This is a genomic window from Pseudovibrio sp. Tun.PSC04-5.I4 (genome assembly GCF_900104145.1).
In the GTDB taxonomy this organism is placed as follows: domain Bacteria; phylum Pseudomonadota; class Alphaproteobacteria; order Rhizobiales; family Stappiaceae; genus Pseudovibrio.
Genome location: NZ_FNLB01000008.1, coordinates 88739 through 106506, shown reverse-complemented (window position 1 = coordinate 106506; position 17768 = coordinate 88739). Strand labels below are relative to the sequence as shown.

The following is a 17768-nucleotide window of genomic DNA, read 5'->3' as shown; positions in this document are numbered from 1 at the left end:
ACTAAGGCCGTCTCAACGTGAAGAGATGGCCCGCATAACCGTTGTGGCCAAACAGGTACCGATTATTTGGTCAACCCAACTACACCTAAGTTTTGTTAGAAATTTAGTTTATTACTATTGGTGTATAAGGAAGTTTCTATTCTTATTCGGCTTTTTTAGTAAATCTCGACTGTAGGCAAGTACTGTAATCAAAGATTGATCTTGTCGATGATTCTCACGACTAGAGCCTTCTGGTGCAATACAATTTTTTACTTGAGAGAGCTGAGCCCATTCTCTCACCAAAGACCTAGCAGGATCGCAATTCGGGTCAAATGCCAATGCGCAAGCGTTAATATTCCTTTTCTGTCCGATAACGGCAAGGTCCAATCCCAAGTATTCGATCATACTTGGATGCGTCCATTTCTCAATATTGCCATTTGATCCAGTGAAATAGTACCCTCTCGCGCCCAAACTTCGACGTATCACATTCTGCCGGCCAGTGAGAATGTTTCGTGAATCCATCCAACAAATAGGAGTACCGGACTTTTCTAATTCGCGATTTATAATTACTGCCTTCCAAGCATACTCCCCAGCATTGACATTGATGTCGAAGTAATCCGAGTAATTAGCGAAGTTGAATGCCTCTACACTGTCGACAAGCCCCACTAGTTTATGTTTCTCTTCTTCAGAGAGGCCTAAGTCGTAAGTAGTAATACGAGAAGTCGGTTCAAACCGGCGAATACTAGAAATAAGTTGCTCTAGCTTTTCCAGAAAATTACTATTAACAGCGGTAACAAAATGAAGTTCTCCGCGATAGCTTTTTGTCAATAAATCTAGCAGCATTTCTTGTTCCGTATTTACGAAATGAGCTGAGGCTGATTTATAGTTGCAACGGCCCAGTTCATTAATTTTATTCAAAAACCAGCGAAACTAACCGATAGCCTTTTGCTAGGATAAACCGTCGTCATTCTGATGGGAGGTTACATCCCTCAAATCAGCTTCCATCATATCGTCGACAAGTTGCTTGAAAGCTGTTGTGTGCTTCCAGCCAAGTACTTTGTATGCTTTTGTTGGGTCACCGAGTAGCAGTTCTACTTCTGTCGGTCGAAAGTAGCGTGGGTCAATCCGAACGAGAGTTTCTCCGCTTTCAACATTGATGCCCGTTTCTTCCACGCCTTCACCCTGCCATTTGATCGTAATAGCAACCTTAGCGAAGGCCAATTCAACAAACTCACGGACAGAATGCGTTTCGCCAGTTGCCAAAACGTAATCATCTGATGTGTCTTGCTGAAGGATGCGCCACATACCCTCAACGTAATCTTTTGCATGGCCCCAATCGCGCTTAGCATCGATATTGCCGAGATACAGACACTGCTGCGTACCGTGATGAATGGCAGCAACAGCACGAGTTATCTTACGAGTAACGAATGTTTCGCCTCGCAGTGGACTTTCGTGGTTAAACAGAATGCCGTTGGAGGCATGCATGCCATAGGCTTCGCGGTAGTTCACCGTAATCCAATAGGAATAGAGCTTAGCCGCCGCATAAGGGCTGCGCGGATAAAAAGGCGTTGTTTCACTTTGTGGCACTTCTTGCACTTTGCCATAAAGCTCAGAGGTAGAGGCCTGATAAAACCGTACTTTATCTGTCATCTTCAGAATGCGGATCGCTTCCAGAAGACGAAGTGTGCCGATCCCATCCGCATTCGCGGTATATTCTGGGGTATCGAAGCTTACTTGAACATGGCTTTGCGCCGCGAGATTATAAATCTCATCCGGCTGTGTTTCTTGCACAAGCCTGATCAGGTTAGTTGAATCTGTCACATCTCCATAATGAAGACGAAACTTAGCCTCACCTTCATGCGGGTCAACATAAAGATGATCGATACGAGACGTGTTGAAAGAGGATGAGCGGCGTTTTACGCCGTGTACCGTATAGCCTTTTGAGAGAAGCAGTTCAGTAAGGTATGCGCCGTCCTGGCCTGTTACACCGGTGATCAAAGCGGTTTTTGTCATTTTCTCAGGCTTTCCATGTTGTTTCTAAACCACTCATAGTAAAAGGCCAAGCCATCACTAAGTGAGGTTGGGGAAGTCCAACCAAGAGCTCGAAGCTTCGTATCATCTAGTAGTTTGCGTGGGGTTCCATCGGGCTTTGAACTATCAAAGTTGATAGTGCCTTCAAAACCGACTGTCTGTGCAACAAGTTGCGCGAATTCACCAATGCTGACTTCCTGACCACTGCCGATATTGACAAAATCCTCACCACTATAGTTCTTCATCAGATATACGCAGGCATCGGCAAGGTCATCCACATACATGAACTCCCGAAGCGGCATACCAGTGCCCCAAACATCTACGGTATCAAGACCATTGATTTTTGCATCGTGAAACCGAGATAGCAAAGCAGCGGGTACGTGAGAGTTTTGAGGATGGAAGTTGTCGCCCGGACCAAATAGATTGGTCGGCATCGCGGAGATAAAGTCGCACCCATATTGGCGGCGATATGCCTCACAGAGCTTAATACCCGCGATTTTAGCGACGGCATACCATTCATTGGTAGGCTCAAGCTCACCAGTAAGCAGTGCATCTTCACGCATAGGCTGTTCCGCAAATTTTGGATAAATGCAGCTCGACCCAAGCATGAGAAGCTTACCAACACCTGCACGATAGGCAGAGTGAACCAAGTTTGCCTCAATCATGAGGTTTTCGTAAAGAAACTGAGCAGGATAGGTGTTATTTGCATAAATACCGCCAACCTTTGCCGCCGCAACTATGATTGCATCTGGACGCTGTTTTTGCATCCAGGCATCCACGCTCGCCTGCGCCGTCAGATCAACCTGATCGCGATTTGCGACTATAACGTCGCACTCTTCTTTTTCTAACGCGCGTAGCAAAGCAGAACCAACCATACCTTTATGGCCAGCCACATATACGCGCTTTCCCGAAAGGGTATATTTCATCAGCGTCTTACTCAAGTTTTGCTGAACCAAGCACCAATGACAATCTCGGTAACTGCTCAGAATTCGTGTTATATAAAGCCAGCTATAAATGAACTAGCGCCTATATAGATCTTCAAGATCAAGGCGCTTAACGGGCTCTCATTCACTCACTGAATAGTAGATTTTGGGCATTTTGCAACCGAGGCAATGAAAAAGTTTAATTTGCCTGTAGAAGGCACCTCAAATGCCCGCTGAAATATTGCAGATAGACTGGTCAAATGGCGTTTTCCTGTGTATCAGTCTGCCTCATCTCCTTCGGCAAAAGTCTCAGGTAGTAAAATCCCAACATGGCTATTTTTCACATTTCGTCGCCACATCTTGATCGCTGGATATTCCGTCAAACCCCCCACAATGACGGTGTGTGGCATGAGCACACCTTTAAGCTGGAAGATGAAGGCGAAACTGCGAACTGGCTTGTAGTTTATGACCGCCATGAAAAACCTTTGGTGACAAGGGTTCCAAAAGAACGACGGATACTGTTTGTAACAGAGCCACCTGAGGTCTTTTCTATTCCCAAAAGTTACCTTGGGCAGTTTGGGACAGTATGTTCGTTCTACTCGATACCCGAGGTGGGGGCCGCTCTCTACCTGAGCCAGACCGCATTGCCTTGGTTTTACGGTGTGAAAGTTGGAGGTGGTACGGAGCCGGAAGTTGTGCTTGAGTGGCGCGATCTTGCTCAAGCTGATGGAAACAAAGAGCGTGACCTTGAGATCACGGCTATTTGCTCAAAAAAGACGCTGACGAAAAACCAGATAAGACGGTTACGGTTTTTGGAGGTCCTGAAGGACCGCCTTGGGGATCGCCTTAAAATCTATGGTCGGGGCTTTGAACAACTGGATGACAAATCCGAGGTTATTGCTAGGTCTCGCTACCACCTTGCGTTGGAGAACAGCTTTCACCCTCATTACTGGTCGGAAAAACTAGCAGACCCTATTCTTGGTGGAGCCTTCCCTATTTATGCAGGCGGCAAGCACGCAACTGACGACTTCGACAAACGTGGGATCCTGGATATTGACATCTCAACTCCCAAGCGGGCTGTTGAGAATGTTGTAAGGTTCTTAGACGAAAAGCAAGGCGATGCGCCGGAAGCCAAAGCTGCGCAGAAGCACAACAAAACGCTGCTTATGAACAAATACAATTTCTTCGCTCTTTGCTCTCAGATTGCAGCAGAACGTGGCAACGAAATGCTCCCAAGTCTCGGTAAGTCAGTGGAGATAATTTGGCCAGACAAGACACTCCGACAAAAGATAATGCCTTCCCACAAGAAGCTAAAGAGCTTGCTCTGGAAAGCTTCAGTCCATTTGTTTGAACGCGGATGATCCAGTGAACCCATAGCTAATAACCAGTTACAGAGCCCCAATGCCTGATATTAGATTACCATCCATCACCATCGATCAGATGAATTATACTGATTTTGTGTGCCTGCGTATTTTTGCAGGCTTGGGAAACCAGATGTTCCAGTACGCAGCTGGTTATGCGCAAGCTCAACGGTTGGGTAAACAGCTCTTGCTCCACATAGATGGTGGGGGAAAGCAGAAACATGCTTCGTTTGGGTTAGATATCTTTTCGTTGGAAACACAACAATGGGATGCTCCTGTATTTCAGGAGGGTAGCCTCTCAAAACTGTGGCGCAAACTCAGCAGTCAGCGCAAGGCAAGAACAAGCACATGGCCGGGAACTCGGTTTTCCTATCCAGACCTCAAGTATAATCCGGCGATTAATGCCATTGAGCAAGGCACCTATATCGAAGGTTATTACCAGTCAGAGAGGTATTTTGAAGACTGCGCCGAAGACCTACGTAAACAATTTTCGCTCGACCATCTGCGCAAGGACATTGCGGAAGATCTGTTAAGTGACGTAACCAATGGTCCCACTGTATCAGTCCATATCCGCCGTGGCGATTATGCCAAAATTCCCAAAACGCTAGAGATTCACGGGCTAATTGGGAACGATTTTTACAATAGCGCGAAAAGCCTGATGGAAGAGCGTTTCGGTAACTGCCGGTTTGTTATATTTAGTGATGATTTTGAAGAAGCTGACAAGCTTACCAGCAGCTGGGACAACCGCATTCTAGTCGATACCGGCAATCGCTATCATGATCTCTATTTGATGTCGCAATGCACACATAACATCATTGCAAATAGTTCATTTAGCTGGTGGGGAGCGTGGCTAAACGCAAACCCGGAAAAGCAGGTTATTGCACCTGAGAACTGGTTTGCACCTGAAGAAATGAAACGCAGGTATACTGCGGACATATGTCCAGGCGAATGGATAAGATTATAAAGACGAGAGTAGAATGAAAGTATTTCTTATAAATCTGGACAGAGATTCAGATCGCTTGCAATACATGGACGCAGAAATAAAAGCGCAGGGACTTGAATACGAGCGTATTCCAGCCTGTTTGGGGCTGGACATCCCGGACAAGCTAAAAGGTTATTTCCTCGGCACAGACGGAAAAGTAAAGAGCGCACTGAAGAATGGGGAAGTAGGATGCTACGCTACGCACCTGCGTATCTTGCAGCGCATCGTTGATGACGCCATAGATGAACCGGTCCTCGTTCTGGAAGACGATCTCATATTCCAAGAAGTATTTGGGGAACTTCTCTCTAATCTGGATCAACTGCCAGAAGATTGGGAACTCATCCGTCTGAGTAATCCATCTAAATCCTCTTTTGAAACTGTTTCCGAATTTGGGGCCAGTTCCGCAATAGTTACCTATTGGAGAGTCCCCAACAATACAGGCGCTTACTTGATAAACAGAGCCGGGGCGCAAAAATTCTTACAATATGCAGGTTTGAGGAAGCGTGCGATCGATGAGGATTTACGCCGCCCATGGGAACATAAAATAAAGACGTATGGCGTGCTTTCGGCTCCAATTACCTCCAATATTTTTGACTCAAGTATTGATGAGTTATCCGGCAAACGGGATCTTCCAGCGCGTAAACGCTTTATGGATGCGCCAAACAACAGGATTGCTGAATTATCCTATCGCCTGAATGAGTTTGGGTTGATTGGTTGCCTCTACCATATAGTGAGAACACAGACGCAAAAAAAGAAAAACAAATGCTAACTCGGTCTGTTTGATGGACATTGCCAAGTTGTTTGGGGTGAGTTGCAAAGACCCAGTCAGGTCAGATTTTATGCCGTCATATCTGCTGTACTGTCGTTCCCTAGACTGAAAACATCAGCCCTTGCATGACGGAAGGGACGAGAAGAAAGTTTGTAACGGCAGGGACGGAAGATAGTGGTGATCTGACCGTAGGCAGATAAAAACCGTTGCGCTTACCGGGGTGATTTAAACTCTCCCTTCATTTTCTCCCGCTTTCTCGCTGGACGGTATGCTCTTCGATCCTGTTCAATGACGATATTGAAATACTTCACCTGCAGAATCTGATCAGGCGTTGTTTTAACATAACATTTATCCATAATAATGCCGCAAGATTGGCACCGCTCTTGTCAATCACAACCTTGTCTGGTGTGCTGTTTGTGCCAATAGATTTCCTATTTCGCTGCATAAAGACCCGCTTATTTTGGATAATGACAGCTTTCAAAATTGACTGATATTGACAAGTTTCGCTGTCGCGTTCCGGCCGTGCAAATGGCAGGATATTAGTAGTTGGGAAAATTTACGACAGAACCTTGGCATTCATCATCGCCGGTTCCAGGCTTCTTATGTCTGCTTTGGTTGATGTTGCCGTTTCATATGATCTTGCAAACAATACAGGTCGTTTTGCACCCCATATAGTAGGGGTTTCCACTACCTTTATTTTGTTGTGCCTTTCGGTCGCTGTTATTTTCGTGAATGTGAGTTCCGCAAATGAAAATACTCAGATTTATGTAAAGTCGATTGAGGCGGATAATCCGGAGAATAAGCCTGCCGCTCTTGACGTAAAGCCTGAATACATCTGGGAAATTCGAGAATTTTTGAAACAGATGGATGCAGTGATTATTGAAAGGAAGCTCTACCGAGATCCTGAGTTGAGCCTAGACCGGCTTTCACGGAAGTTGATTATTCCATCACGGCAAATTTCAACTGCGGTCAATTTACAGCGCGCCATCAACGTTTCGCAATACATCAATCTTTTCCGGATCACCGAGGCCGCTCATCTTTTAAAAACAAAGCCGGTTTCTATCACTGAAGTTATTTATGAAGTTGGCTTCAATACCAAATCCAACTTCAATAGAGAATTCCAGAGAATTCCAGAGGATTGTGGGTATGAACCCAAGCGAATGGCGTAGGTGCCAAGACATTCCAGGGCCGAGTATTTTGCGCCAGTTCCAGACCGAGATTTCCCAAAATACGGACTGGGGACTTGCGCAAATATGTCCCACCGAAGTGAGTGCTTTGGCTTGATGTCAAATGGCACCCACGCTTTTCCATATTCTATGGAGCGGTGCCGTTTGCTGTAATCGAACTGGGGATGTGTATAATAGGCTGACCAAGCTGTAAATCTTGAACAAATAGCTTTCTGTCCAACTTGGAGTTGGCATTAAGTTGAAAATCCTGGGCCCCATACCAGTATCTAGGAACCATATTGTCATCCAGAACTCCGGCTAAGTTGTGCGCTATGCCCTCAAAGGCTGAAGGGCTATCCTGCCCAAGGACGAATGCGCTTAAATGGTGGCTATTTGGGTGTAGGTCAACAACAACGTCATTCACCCCGCTTAAACCGCGGGTTGCGCTTTCCACGATGTTCACGTCAGTACGAAATCCATTGAGCTTGATTTCCCGGTCCTTTCGGCCTTCGAAATACCAATGGCCCCTCGCACTGCAGTACCCCAATTCCCTGTCATGTAAGTATCGATGGCGGGAAAGGCTTTGCGTTGTTTTTCTGGATCTCCCAAGTAACCCAAGCCCACAGATTTCCCCTTAATTGCCAGTTCGCCTGCCTTCTCCTCCGGGGAGGCTCGATAAAGTTGCGTTCCTGGCCTGACCGGTGGGGAGGGGGCTTTCGTCTTCCAAGTGGTCAGGCGTTATTTCAATAGAAGTGACCGCAACCGTACATTCTGTCGGGCCATCGGTATTGATTATTTTTAGGTTCGGGAAGCGAGACCAGAGATTTTGATAGGACTTCTCCGCAGAATAACACGGTATGGAGATGCGGAAAATTTTCCGCGTTGAACCGCTTGTCTTTGATCCATTGCAGTGCCAGCGCTGGTGTGGAAGCCAATTGGTCAGCTCGTAATGCCGGTAGTGCTCGATATTTTTGCCCGTATTAAAGATATCGCGACGTGGAAGAGAAATGGGTTCACACGGGGTGTTGATACCATTTGAAAAACAATATGAACGTCTCGATTGAGCGGCCTAGATCACTCTTAGTGAAGGCCGGCATCGTGATGTTGGACAAATTGAGTGAATATCGGTCCTGGCTCTGGTTTGATTGTGTTTTAACTTTGGCGAGACCCAAAATAACTAACAATAACAGTTGTATGGACTGTCTCCCCGCAGGAAACCTTGGTGCTGGGAAATTGGCTTCCGATCGGTTGAAGGTATCAATTCGTGTTGTAGGTAACAGTAAAACTCTATCTAGGACGTTCTAAAAGATATAACCAAGCATGTTAGTGGCATGACAGCACATGACACAGACATCACCCAACTCGCCGCTCAACTTAAATCTTTGTCTCTTGAGTCAAGTGACCATGTTACAAGTGTAGGACAGAGCGGCACTCACAGTGAAAACGCCAGCCGCCAATCGTTCTGGCTTCGGCGCGCGACTCTTGTACTTGGGTTGGGTGCAGTTGCTGGCATGCTCTATACTGGGGCCGGCACAGAAATTGCCCAGAGCTTGATGGTGAAGGTTAAGACGGCCCATGTGCTTTCTGATGATGCCCCATCGGTAAACCTGGAGCTGTCTGCTGCCTCCCCACCGCAGACGGCTCGCACGCAAACGCAAGCCAATCCTGCAAACATGCTCTCACCACCTACTGTCCTTCCGAAGCAGATTATAGGATCTGGTTACTCACGAGCTAAACGGGATGTAATTCTAGGTGCTCCTCTTCCAGGTCAGATCGCACGGGTGAACATTGTAGAAGGGGCGGTTGTAAAGAAAGGAGATAGCCTCTTCCTTCTGGAGGACCGCGGGGCAAAAGAGGCCTTAAGCGAAGCTGAGCTCGAACTCAGAAAATCCCGACTTGAACTTGAGAAAGCAGAGTTGGCGGTTGCGCTTTATGCTGACAAGCTTGGCAGAGTACGTCGACTTGTTGAGCGCGATGTTGTGCCTCGAACGGCGGCAACCGACATTCAACATTCCCTTGCTTCCGCACAATTGGAGTTGCAACTCGCTCAGCTAGCGGTAATCGCTGCTAAGGCTGAGCTTACTGCAGCGAAAAACGATCTCAATGATCATGTCGCCAGAGCCCCTTTTGATGGGCAAGTTGCGACCGTCGCTGCAGCACCGGGCATGATGACCTCTGGAGAACAACAGGATGCGTTGCTCCGGCTGTTTGATCCACAAAGCCTCATTGTTGATGTTGATATTGCCGAACGAAGTTTTAGTCAGTTGACGATCGGCGGGCCTGCTCGAATCACCTTCGACACCTGGCCTGACAAAACCTTCCAAGGGCAGGTCAGGCAGATCGCGGCCGTTTTTTCAAAAGAACGCGGAACGGTTCGTGTCTCCATCAAACTTGATGAGATTCCTCCTTCACTGCGTCCCAACATGGCTGCAAGAGCCACGCTTCTAATCTCACGAACCCAATGAAACTACTCCTATAACAATGGTGAATTCGATGTCTAATATTACGCAAATACAGCCCTTCATTGCGATGCGCGGAATTTCCAAAGGCTACAAGGTTGGAGGGTCATCAGTCAGGATCTTTCAAGAACTGAACCTTGATATTGAGAAGGGTGAATTCGTCGCGGTGATGGGGCCATCTGGTTCGGGAAAATCAACAATGCTCAACATGCTGGGAGGGATCGATCGCCCGGATGAAGGACAGTTGCAAATCGGAAACTCGCAGTTGCATTGCATGAGTGAAGGTGCGTTGACTGCTTGGCGTGCAGCCAATGTTGGCATAATTTTCCAATTCTACAATTTGCTGCCTATGCTCACCGCTGCGCAAAATGTTGAACTTCCTTTGCTGCTTAAGCCGCTGAGCGCTAAATCTCGCCGCGACCGGGTCAAGACCGCAATGCAGCTGGTTGGCATTGAAACGCGTATGAACCACCTACCATCTCAGCTTTCTGGTGGGCAGCTACAACGGGTTGGTATCGCTCGTGGTTTGGTTTCTGATCCTCAATTGTTGCTCTGTGACGAACCTACAGGGGACTTGGATCGCAAATCTGCCTCCGAGATTATGGAAATACTCCGCTTCCTCAATAAGGAGTTGGGTAAGACCATTGTTATGGTAACGCACGACCCTGAGGCAACCGGATATGCGGACCGTACCTTGCACCTGAATAAAGGGCAGTTTCAGGAAAAGGGAGTGGCGGCATGACGTTTTTTGGACTTGCTTACCGGAACGCTTGGCGAAAGCCGGGTCGAACGATCCTCCTTATAATCTCAGTTGCGATTGCTTTTTTGATTTATGTGGTTCTGCAATCATTTCTCGTCGGTGCCCATGGGAATTCAACGGAAAAAAACCGGCTTGTCGTCGTCAATCAGACGAGCGCAAGGCAAAGCTTGCCTTACCGGTATCTGGCAGATCTCGATGCGATGAATGGAGTTGAGGATGTCGCCTTTACTGCGCGCATGCGGGGCTTTGTTAACACTGAGAACAATATTGCTGTCCTAACTGCCGTGGATGCAGATCGGACCTTCAGTGTGTTTGGAACTGAGCTTGCGCTTACACCAGCTATGATGGAAACACTGACGCAAGACCGTCAAAACCTACTCGTTGGCCAGATGCTGGCTCGGTCCATGGGATGGTCAGTTGGCGACCGTGTTTCAATCACCGCCTTCAAAGATGTGCAACGGGACGGCAATCGTACTTGGAGCTTTGATGTTTCCGGTATTTTTGAAGGAGAAACCGCAAGCGTCGATACGTATTTCGCCATTATGCAGTACGATTATTTTAACTCTGCAAGGCAGCAAGGCCTTGATACGGTGAACAATTATATCGTGGTGCCTTCGAATGGTGTTGAAGGACAATCCTTAGCACCAAAGATTGACGCTCTTTTCGCAAACTCGCCAAACCCTACCAGAACGCAAGCGGAAAAGCAGTTTTTGCAGTCATTTATGCGGCAGATTGCAGACATCCGCTCAGTCGTGACCATGGTGGTTAGTGCAGCTCTGGTTACGATCTTGTTGATCGTTGTGAACACCATGGCTTTTGCGGTGCGTGAAAGAACTTTCGAGATTGGTGTGCTGAAAACTATCGGCCTGTCAGGGAAACGCATCATGTCCCTTATCCTGAGTGAAAGCCTTTTGGTTTTTGCAATCGGAGGCACTCTAGGGTCGGTTGTTGGCTGGTTAATTTGCTTACTGGCGGACCCCGCCATTGGCCTTGTCTTTACTAATTTTGTTGCAACTACAGCAGGCCTGCTAATTGTCGCCCTAGGTCTTGTTAGCGGTCTTTTGCCGGCGCTCAACGCAATGCGCTTGCCAATTGTACAAGCATTTAAAGCGAGGTAACCGAGATGGCTTCTAAGTTAACGCAATCAGTTTTCATTGCTGTCACCAACATTAAAAGCATTAGCAGAAGGATCTGGATATCAGCTTCAATGATCTTCTCTATTGCGATGGTCGTGATCGTTCTTATCGGCTTTCTTGCAATGGCGCGTGGCTTCGAAGCCACTCTGGAGGGTGCAGGTAGTTCGGAGGTCGGCGTCGTTTTAGCTGGCGGGGCACGCGATGAGACAGGGTCTTCAATTCCTTCGGAGATACGCCATCGCCTTTCCGCAGGCATTCTTGGCCTTACCTCTCAAAATGGTCAGCCACTGATCTCCAATGAGCTTGTGGTTCCTGTTGACCTCCCACTCATTGATGGCGGTGATTTGCAGACCATCAGTCTTCGCGGAATGGATGCGATTGGAACAACTTTACGGAAAAACGTGACGCTGGTTTCTGGGCGCTTTGCCGAACCCGGTGTTGCTGAGATCGTTGTAGGAGCTGACATTGCTAGGCGGTATGCGGGCCTGAACCTTGGGCAGACGGTGGAGTTCGGTTCAGTGAACTGGAAAGTGGTTGGTCAATTTGAGGCGGGCGGATCAGCCTTTGAATCCGAAATGTGGGCTGACCTTGCTGCAACCCAAGCTCTGTTCATGAAAGAAGGAGAAGTGCAGTCGCTACGCATTGGGCTGGATGCAGATGCCGACACACAAGTAATGGCTGCGGTTTTAGAGAAAGCTCTCGGAGAGCCCGTCATCGTAATTACCGAACAAGCTTACTTTGCAGGCCAGTCACGGCGCGTTGCAAAACTGATCCGCCTGTTTGGTTGGCCTATTGCCATCGTTATGGCCATAGGTGCGACAGCTGGGGCCTTAAATACCATGTTTAGCTCCGTTTCTGATAGGGCCGTGGAAATTGCCACTTTGCGCGCCATTGGATTTAGCGGTGTCGCGGCATTCGTGGGCACTTGGGTTGAGGCGCTTCTATTGTCGCTGATTGGCGCGGGTATTGGTGGAATTACAGCCTTCCTACTATTCAACGGCTATCAAAGCTCCACACAAGGCGCTGGCGGGCAGATCGCTTTTGACCTGCAAGTCACATGGTACATCGTCGGCCAAGCTGGCGCTCTTGCCCTCGTTGTTGGCTTTTTTGGGGGCGCGTTTCCTGCCTTTAAAGCTGCGCGTATGCCTATTGTTAAAGCAATGCGTGGCGCAGGTTAACATCAAAAAATTACTCTAAATCATTGAAATATTTAATATCAGCGTAAACTTGGAGAATTTTATTATGTCTACAATTTTCACAGAAATTAATAAAGTTCTAGCTTCTGTCTCCGGAGAGAACACCGATGATTTGACGCTCGATACTGATATGGCAAATGACCTTGATCAGACTCCATCCTCTTTGTTCAGTTTCTGCTTGCTTTAGAAGACGTTGTACCGGGATTGGAGTTCTCGCAGGAAATCCTTGCTGAAGCCGCTTTCACTGCTCTTGGTTCTCTTGTCGATTTTGCTACACAGAGTTGTAGCACGGTTAAACCGGCGTGATGTGATTATGGCGCTCGACATGGCTCTCTCACCCCTTGTCTGACGCTCTTGCGTCCTTAGGAAAGGCAAGCTTCGAAAACTTGGCGCCCAGCATTGGCTTTAAACGGCATAAAGAGCATCTTCACTGACGAAAACATCAGCCAAAATATACGTCAGAAGCGGATTTGTGCAACACGGCCCTCCGGATGCACCTTCTGCAGAAAGGAGGGAGTGCGGTTGGGGACAATTAGCCATCAGAGGCTCTGTTTGAAACCGAATTCCCATCACTTTCTAGCAAATTTTGATAGTCACATTGTGGCTTTGGATAATCTTCATCAGCTCTGATGGCGGGTCTTCATCTGTAAAGAGCACATCGATATTGCTTATGTGGCCGATTTCGACAGCGGCTTTGGTTGAAAATTTCTTTGCTTCCATAGCCACGAAGGTGGCATGTGCTCTTTCCATAACCGCCTTGACGATGCTGACCTCATTAAAATCATAGTCCAGCATCATGCCATCTGGAGCAATCGCACCAAGGCTCATGACCAGGTAATCGACGCGAAACTGCCTCACATAGTCCAAAGCGGTATGGCCAATAACACCACTGCTTCTAGATCTGACACGCCCACCCGGTATCAACAGCTCAAAATCGCTGTTGGTGTACAACAAATGTGCCACATTAAGGCTATTGGTGATGACCCGAAGCCCCTTCCGTTTAAGGAGTTGCTTGGCAATAATGTCGATAGTGGAGCCAATTGAGAGAAAGACAGTGCTGTTATCTTCAATCTGATCAACCACTGTCTGAGCAATCGACTCCTTCTCTTCGCGCCCGGTTGTTTGGCGAACTTCGTAATCAACATTTACAACCGAAGATCTTCGCGCGACCCCACCATGATAGCGCGCCAGCAGTTTCAGCTCCGACAATTTTCGAATGTCTCGCCGAATGGTCTGTGTAGACACACTCAATTCGGCAGCAAGTTGCTCAACACTGGCATACTGGTTTTCATTGACCAAGTTTACGAGCATTTCCTGTCGAGGATTTGTAGAAAATTCTTCTGTGTCGGACATTTGATAGGTCTCTAACGCCTCTTCTCCTGACTGCATATCGTCTTTGTGCTTCATCATTCTTCCTTGACTTACGGAGAGAGATCTCAGGTCATCAATTTCGTTTTTGTCGTGAGAATACGTTCAGTTACAATTTCGAACATTTGTGAGCACAGTACTTCGAGAAATGGTGAAAGTCCAAGCCCTCCACCATTTACTAACATTTGTTTATTTCCCGTATGAGTTATTCCTCAAACACTATCGAAGCTCTAACTTCTACTTTTTAAAATTCGCAGCATCTCGCTTTTGTACTCATCAACTCCGCTCTGATCGAATGGATTGACGCCCAGCAGATAGCCGCTGATGGCACAGGACATCATGAAGAAGAGCTAACCGCAAAAGTTGGTGATGGGTTTCACGCGGCGTGATTTTGGTTTGCATCACTCTCGATGCCATTCGTGAAGATGACACCCTGTATTATCTTAGGCAATTGATTTTTGCCTCTCAATTTCTGCCAGCGCTTCTCCGCTGCCTTGATCAGCATGAAGACCATTGGCATTGCAGTATCCCGGGAGAGGCAATTCTTGGTTTGCCTTGTTCTATGGCGCACAGTTGCAAAGGTTGATTCAATTGGATTGGTGGTTCTGATATGCCCCCAATGCTCAGCAGGAAAGTCATAAAAAGCCAACAGTTCGATCCTATCCTTGGCAAGGCATTGCGTGGCTTTGGGGTATTTAACCTCAAATTTCTCTATGAAAAGATCAAAAGCCGTCTCTGCATCTGCACGATTTTCCGCCATCCAGATATCCTGTAGATCCTTTTTCGCTTTGGCCTGCAAGGATTTAGGCATTTTGCTTAGGACGTTCATTGTCTTGTGGACCCAGCAGCGTTGAGCTTTTGTTGTGCCAAAGACTTCCCGCAATGCCGCCCAGAAACCCAGAGCACCATCTCCCACTGCTAATTTCGGTTCGATCTGCAGGCCACGAGCTTTGAGAGCAAGCAATAGTTCCCGCCAGCTCTGAGTATCTTCCCGGTAGCCATCATCAAAGCCAATCAGCTCTTTCTTGCCTTCCGGTGTTGCCCCGATCAACACCAGAATACAGCGACTTTCCCGTTCTCCCCGGGCTTTCAGATAGATGCCATCTGCCCACATATAAACGTAGTTGCGCGCTGACAGGTCTCGAGTTTTCCACTCTTCCCATAAAGATCGCCAGCTTTTGACAAGGCCGCGGATGACATCCGGCGAAAGGTTGGGAGCATCAACACCCAACAAAGCACTTAAAGCTTGCTGAACATCATTGGTGGAAACCCCACGCAAATAGAGCGCTGGGATCAATTCATCAAGACTGGTTGAACGGCGCAGATAATTAGGTAACAGATTGGAATGGTAATGAATTTTCTCTTCTGCATTCTCATCTCGATCCCGGATCCGAGGTTTGCTGACCGTGACAGGCCCAACCCCAGTTTGGACCTGGCGCTCTGGCAAATGCCCATGCCGGACCACCCGCTGACGGCCATCTGGTAATTTTAAGTCCGAGTAAAGCGAAAGCACGCTCATGACTTCACTCTCAATGGCCGCTCGCAAAAGTTGCTGTGCACCCGAACGCAAAACTTCCGTGAGCGCATCTTGAAATTCCCCTGGCTGCACAAGCGGGATAACACTATCATCTGTCATAGGCGTATCAGCTCCTCTGGAGTCAAAAGCAAGCTTCGAACACTTGCTATGATACGCCGCAATTCACTCCGTCACCAAGATTCACCGTTAGCTCTCTTCCCGAGATTGACCACCCCTCCGCACCCCTTTTTCCAACCGGAACGTGAGGGAGAGTTTGGCCAGCTTTTGATTGAAGGGGCATGCCCCTTCAATCAAAAGTCAAAGCTGCGAAAGTGGGAAATTTTCAAGCAGCACAAATGGGGAGAATACATCCAGCATTGACAACAAATGCCTCGCGAAGCGTCTTTTCATCTTCCGCCGTAAACATTGCCCGCAATACGCGGCCTTTGAACCCATAAAAATGCAGAAGGTTCTCACCGATTGCCTGACCTTCACGGTCGCAGTCAGTTGCGATGATGACCTGATCAGCAGACTTTAACGCCTGCTTGATCTTATCCAGTCGCTCGCCCTTACCATTGGATCTATCTGCAACCAGCAAGTACCGGCCACTTTGGGGCCGCAGCAACGCCGTTGACCAGGCTTTCCATTCTGGATTGGCCTCATCAGGAGATTGAAGGCGCAGCAAGTGACCTTGTGCTGCAAAGACCTCTCCATAGCGAGTGCCGACCGCTTTCAGGACATTGCGGGCTTGGGAAGGTTTTTCGGTAATGATGATTGAGTTCATGATGCCCTAGGCGAGTGATCGTTGATTTTGCGCGTGCTCGAAGAATGAGTTTCTTGAAAGTCCTTAGAGCGGAGGAGGCAACTCCAATCTATGTTTCAATCCATGCGATTCTACTCGACCAGTTTCGAGCTGCAAGAAAAATCACTCAGCTCTGTAAGAGGGCGAGCGTTGGCTGCAACTGTTTCATTTCAAAGGTGATAAGTTTGTGGGGTAGGGGAGACCGTGAGAGGACCGGGGTGTGATTACAGCTTCGGCACGGCGGTCTTGCTATGCAATTCCTTGTCGCTCACCTTCCATCACACGCTTTGTTGCTGCTCGCTACTCAAAACACGCCTTCGGCATGTTTTCCTGAGCTCGCAAGAGGGGTGCTGCGCACCCGCTTAGGAAATGCGTAATGTGCGCATGGGATGTGCAAGGGCTCCTCGTTGCAGGGAGTGCAGAATGCCTTTGAAAGATATTCGCAAAGGCGAGCAGGGCAGGCAGACCGAATTAAGCCAGAAATCTGGCTATCCTCTCTACATGATAGACTGTGGGAAAACACTCAGATCCGATGGATCTGGGGAAACGTCCAAGGTCACTGAGCCTTGGAAGTGCCGCCAAATGCGCTTTACTCAAACGCAAGAATGTTGGACGTGCGAGCCGTGAAACTTGGAGGGTTGGAGCAGGAAACCCTTTTCGGATCGTTGCACTTGAAAACAAAAAACTTTGAAGTCGTCTATCCGATCAGCCAAAGCACAGCAGGCCTCTTGGAAATGGAGTTCGAAGATCGAGGGAGACCATCAGATAGTCCAGGCCAATTCTTATCGTTTAAAACTCTCAACAATAAATGGGTCGTCGTCAATAGAGCGCACATGTACGCGATTAGCTGGGAAAGGCATCAACAAGATCCAGATGACCTGCCTCACTCAACCGCGTTCTATTGGATGCTGGGTGTAAATGAAAAGCTTCCAGGCTTTGAAAAACTGCATGAGTTTGTAGGCCATTTTACAAAAAATCTGGAGCAAAAAGATATTGATGATTTAGTCCGTAACCAAGTGCTCAAAGATACAGATGGGAAAATCTTCCGCTCGCGCTTTGACGATGATATGGGCCAGTATTTTCATAACTTGAGTGCGTTTCCTGAACGAATAAATGCAACCGATTTGCTGTTGTCCAGAAAGCTCGAAGACCAGAAATATGCTTATTTTCCAGCTCAAAGAATAGAGATTTTAGAAGTGCCTGCAGAGTTGATGGATCGTAAGACCATTGATCCGGATGAATATGAAATTCTCGATGTGCCTTCTGATGGGCCTTGTTGCACAATTCGAAATTAGCTTGCAGCTTGCCCAATCCCATGCA

16 protein-coding genes and 1 pseudogene are annotated in these 17768 nt (G+C 47.7%); 10 read left to right on the top strand and 7 right to left on the bottom strand.

Annotation, left to right across the window (positions count from 1 at the left end):
• Nucleotides 1–114: 114 nt before the first annotated feature.
• From BLS62_RS28100 to BLS62_RS28090, 3 genes are read right to left on the bottom strand one after another with little or no spacing between them, the layout of a single operon-like run.
• Complete coding sequence (locus BLS62_RS28100) at nucleotides 115–897, bottom strand: DUF1647 domain-containing protein (RefSeq protein ID WP_143521627.1); 783 nt, start codon at nucleotides 895–897, stop codon at nucleotides 115–117.
• Nucleotides 898–927: 30 nt separating this feature from the next.
• Nucleotides 928–1992: a GDP-mannose 4,6-dehydratase gene (gmd, locus tag BLS62_RS28095; RefSeq protein ID WP_093190235.1), complete on the bottom strand. Its 1065-nt coding sequence runs from the start codon at nucleotides 1990–1992 to the stop codon at nucleotides 928–930.
• Nucleotides 1989–2936, bottom strand: coding sequence for a GDP-L-fucose synthase (locus BLS62_RS28090; protein ID WP_093190233.1), 948 nt, complete (start codon nucleotides 2934–2936; stop codon nucleotides 1989–1991). Before BLS62_RS28090 ends, gmd begins: the two co-directional genes overlap by 4 nt.
• A gap of 326 nt (nucleotides 2937–3262) precedes the next feature.
• On the opposite strand from BLS62_RS28090, the gene BLS62_RS28085 reads away from it, so the two are divergent.
• The 3 genes from BLS62_RS28085 to BLS62_RS28075 are packed head-to-tail and all read left to right on the top strand — an operon-like array spanning nucleotide 3263 to nucleotide 6045.
• Nucleotides 3263–4294, top strand: a complete 1032-nt coding sequence (locus BLS62_RS28085; protein WP_093190231.1) for a glycosyltransferase family 10 domain-containing protein — start codon at nucleotides 3263–3265, stop codon at nucleotides 4292–4294.
• Between the two features lie 40 nt (nucleotides 4295–4334).
• Complete coding sequence (locus BLS62_RS28080; protein ID WP_093190228.1) at nucleotides 4335–5258, top strand: alpha-1,2-fucosyltransferase; 924 nt, start codon at nucleotides 4335–4337, stop codon at nucleotides 5256–5258.
• Nucleotides 5259–5271: 13 nt separating this feature from the next.
• Nucleotides 5272–6045, top strand: a complete 774-nt coding sequence (locus BLS62_RS28075; protein WP_093190226.1) for a glycosyltransferase family 25 protein — start codon at nucleotides 5272–5274, stop codon at nucleotides 6043–6045.
• A 68-nt stretch (nucleotides 6046–6113) separates the two neighbouring features.
• Here BLS62_RS28075 and BLS62_RS32390 read toward each other — a convergent pair.
• A pseudogene (locus BLS62_RS32390) lies at nucleotides 6114–6317 on the bottom strand (IS6 family transposase); the annotation flags it as partial.
• A gap of 297 nt (nucleotides 6318–6614) precedes the next feature.
• Here BLS62_RS32390 and BLS62_RS28070 point away from each other — a divergent pair.
• The 6 genes from BLS62_RS28070 to BLS62_RS31460 all read left to right on the top strand — a co-directional run bounded on the left by BLS62_RS28070 (nucleotide 6615) and on the right by BLS62_RS31460 (nucleotide 12949).
• Nucleotides 6615–7214: a helix-turn-helix domain-containing protein gene (locus tag BLS62_RS28070; RefSeq protein WP_093190224.1), complete on the top strand. Its 600-nt coding sequence runs from the start codon at nucleotides 6615–6617 to the stop codon at nucleotides 7212–7214.
• Between the two features lie 1328 nt (nucleotides 7215–8542).
• Entirely contained in the window at nucleotides 8543–9676 is a 1134-nt protein-coding gene (locus BLS62_RS28060; RefSeq protein ID WP_093190220.1) for an efflux RND transporter periplasmic adaptor subunit, read from the top strand.
• A gap of 37 nt (nucleotides 9677–9713) precedes the next feature.
• On the top strand, nucleotides 9714–10412 hold the full coding sequence (locus tag BLS62_RS28055; protein WP_093191680.1) for an ABC transporter ATP-binding protein: 699 nt from the start codon (nucleotides 9714–9716) through the stop codon (nucleotides 10410–10412).
• Nucleotides 10409–11548: an ABC transporter permease gene (locus BLS62_RS28050; protein ID WP_093190218.1), complete on the top strand. Its 1140-nt coding sequence runs from the start codon at nucleotides 10409–10411 to the stop codon at nucleotides 11546–11548. The genes BLS62_RS28055 and BLS62_RS28050 overlap by 4 nt, the downstream gene beginning before the upstream one ends.
• 5 nt (nucleotides 11549–11553) lie before the next feature.
• The gene (locus tag BLS62_RS28045; RefSeq protein WP_093190215.1) at nucleotides 11554–12744 is read left to right on the top strand and encodes an ABC transporter permease; all 1191 of its coding nucleotides are present in this window, start codon (nucleotides 11554–11556) and stop codon (nucleotides 12742–12744) included.
• 64 nt (nucleotides 12745–12808) lie between these two features.
• Nucleotides 12809–12949, top strand: a complete 141-nt coding sequence (locus BLS62_RS31460) for a hypothetical protein (RefSeq protein ID WP_200798640.1) — start codon at nucleotides 12809–12811, stop codon at nucleotides 12947–12949.
• Nucleotides 12950–13338: 389 nt separating this feature from the next.
• Here the strand turns inward: BLS62_RS31460 and BLS62_RS28040 are convergent, their stop codons facing one another.
• The 3 genes from BLS62_RS28040 to BLS62_RS28030 form a co-directional block, all read right to left on the bottom strand.
• Complete coding sequence (locus BLS62_RS28040; protein WP_208991275.1) at nucleotides 13339–14172, bottom strand: DeoR/GlpR family DNA-binding transcription regulator; 834 nt, start codon at nucleotides 14170–14172, stop codon at nucleotides 13339–13341.
• A 334-nt stretch (nucleotides 14173–14506) separates the two neighbouring features.
• Complete coding sequence (locus tag BLS62_RS28035; RefSeq protein WP_093175281.1) at nucleotides 14507–15766, bottom strand: IS256 family transposase; 1260 nt, start codon at nucleotides 15764–15766, stop codon at nucleotides 14507–14509.
• A gap of 223 nt (nucleotides 15767–15989) precedes the next feature.
• A complete protein-coding gene (locus BLS62_RS28030; RefSeq protein ID WP_093190213.1) occupies nucleotides 15990–16430 on the bottom strand; it encodes a toprim domain-containing protein in 441 nt (146 codons plus the stop codon).
• 584 nt (nucleotides 16431–17014) lie between these two features.
• Here BLS62_RS28030 and BLS62_RS28025 point away from each other — a divergent pair.
• Complete coding sequence (locus tag BLS62_RS28025) at nucleotides 17015–17743, top strand: hypothetical protein (protein WP_093190211.1); 729 nt, start codon at nucleotides 17015–17017, stop codon at nucleotides 17741–17743.
• Nucleotides 17744–17768 lie beyond the last annotated feature (25 nt).

What these genes read in the sequence shown, in the direction of transcription:
- gmd (WP_093190235.1), bottom strand. Translation starts at nt 1,992, where the DNA reads ATGACAAAAACCGCTTTGATCACCGGTGTAACAGGCCAGGACGGCGCA.
- BLS62_RS28090 (WP_093190233.1), bottom strand. Translation starts at nt 2,936, where the DNA reads ATGAAATATACCCTTTCGGGAAAGCGCGTATATGTGGCTGGCCATAAA.
- BLS62_RS28085 (WP_093190231.1), top strand. Translation starts at nt 3,263, where the DNA reads ATGGCTATTTTTCACATTTCGTCGCCACATCTTGATCGCTGGATATTC.
- BLS62_RS28080 (WP_093190228.1), top strand. Translation starts at nt 4,335, where the DNA reads ATGCCTGATATTAGATTACCATCCATCACCATCGATCAGATGAATTAT.
- BLS62_RS28075 (WP_093190226.1), top strand. Translation starts at nt 5,272, where the DNA reads ATGAAAGTATTTCTTATAAATCTGGACAGAGATTCAGATCGCTTGCAA.
- BLS62_RS28060 (WP_093190220.1), top strand. Translation starts at nt 8,543, where the DNA reads ATGACAGCACATGACACAGACATCACCCAACTCGCCGCTCAACTTAAA.
- BLS62_RS28050 (WP_093190218.1), top strand. Translation starts at nt 10,409, where the DNA reads ATGACGTTTTTTGGACTTGCTTACCGGAACGCTTGGCGAAAGCCGGGT.
- BLS62_RS28045 (WP_093190215.1), top strand. Translation starts at nt 11,554, where the DNA reads ATGGCTTCTAAGTTAACGCAATCAGTTTTCATTGCTGTCACCAACATT.
- BLS62_RS31460 (WP_200798640.1), top strand. Translation starts at nt 12,809, where the DNA reads ATGTCTACAATTTTCACAGAAATTAATAAAGTTCTAGCTTCTGTCTCC.
- BLS62_RS28040 (WP_208991275.1), bottom strand. Translation starts at nt 14,172, where the DNA reads ATGATGAAGCACAAAGACGATATGCAGTCAGGAGAAGAGGCGTTAGAG.
- BLS62_RS28035 (WP_093175281.1), bottom strand. Translation starts at nt 15,766, where the DNA reads ATGACAGATGATAGTGTTATCCCGCTTGTGCAGCCAGGGGAATTTCAA.
- BLS62_RS28030 (WP_093190213.1), bottom strand. Translation starts at nt 16,430, where the DNA reads ATGAACTCAATCATCATTACCGAAAAACCTTCCCAAGCCCGCAATGTC.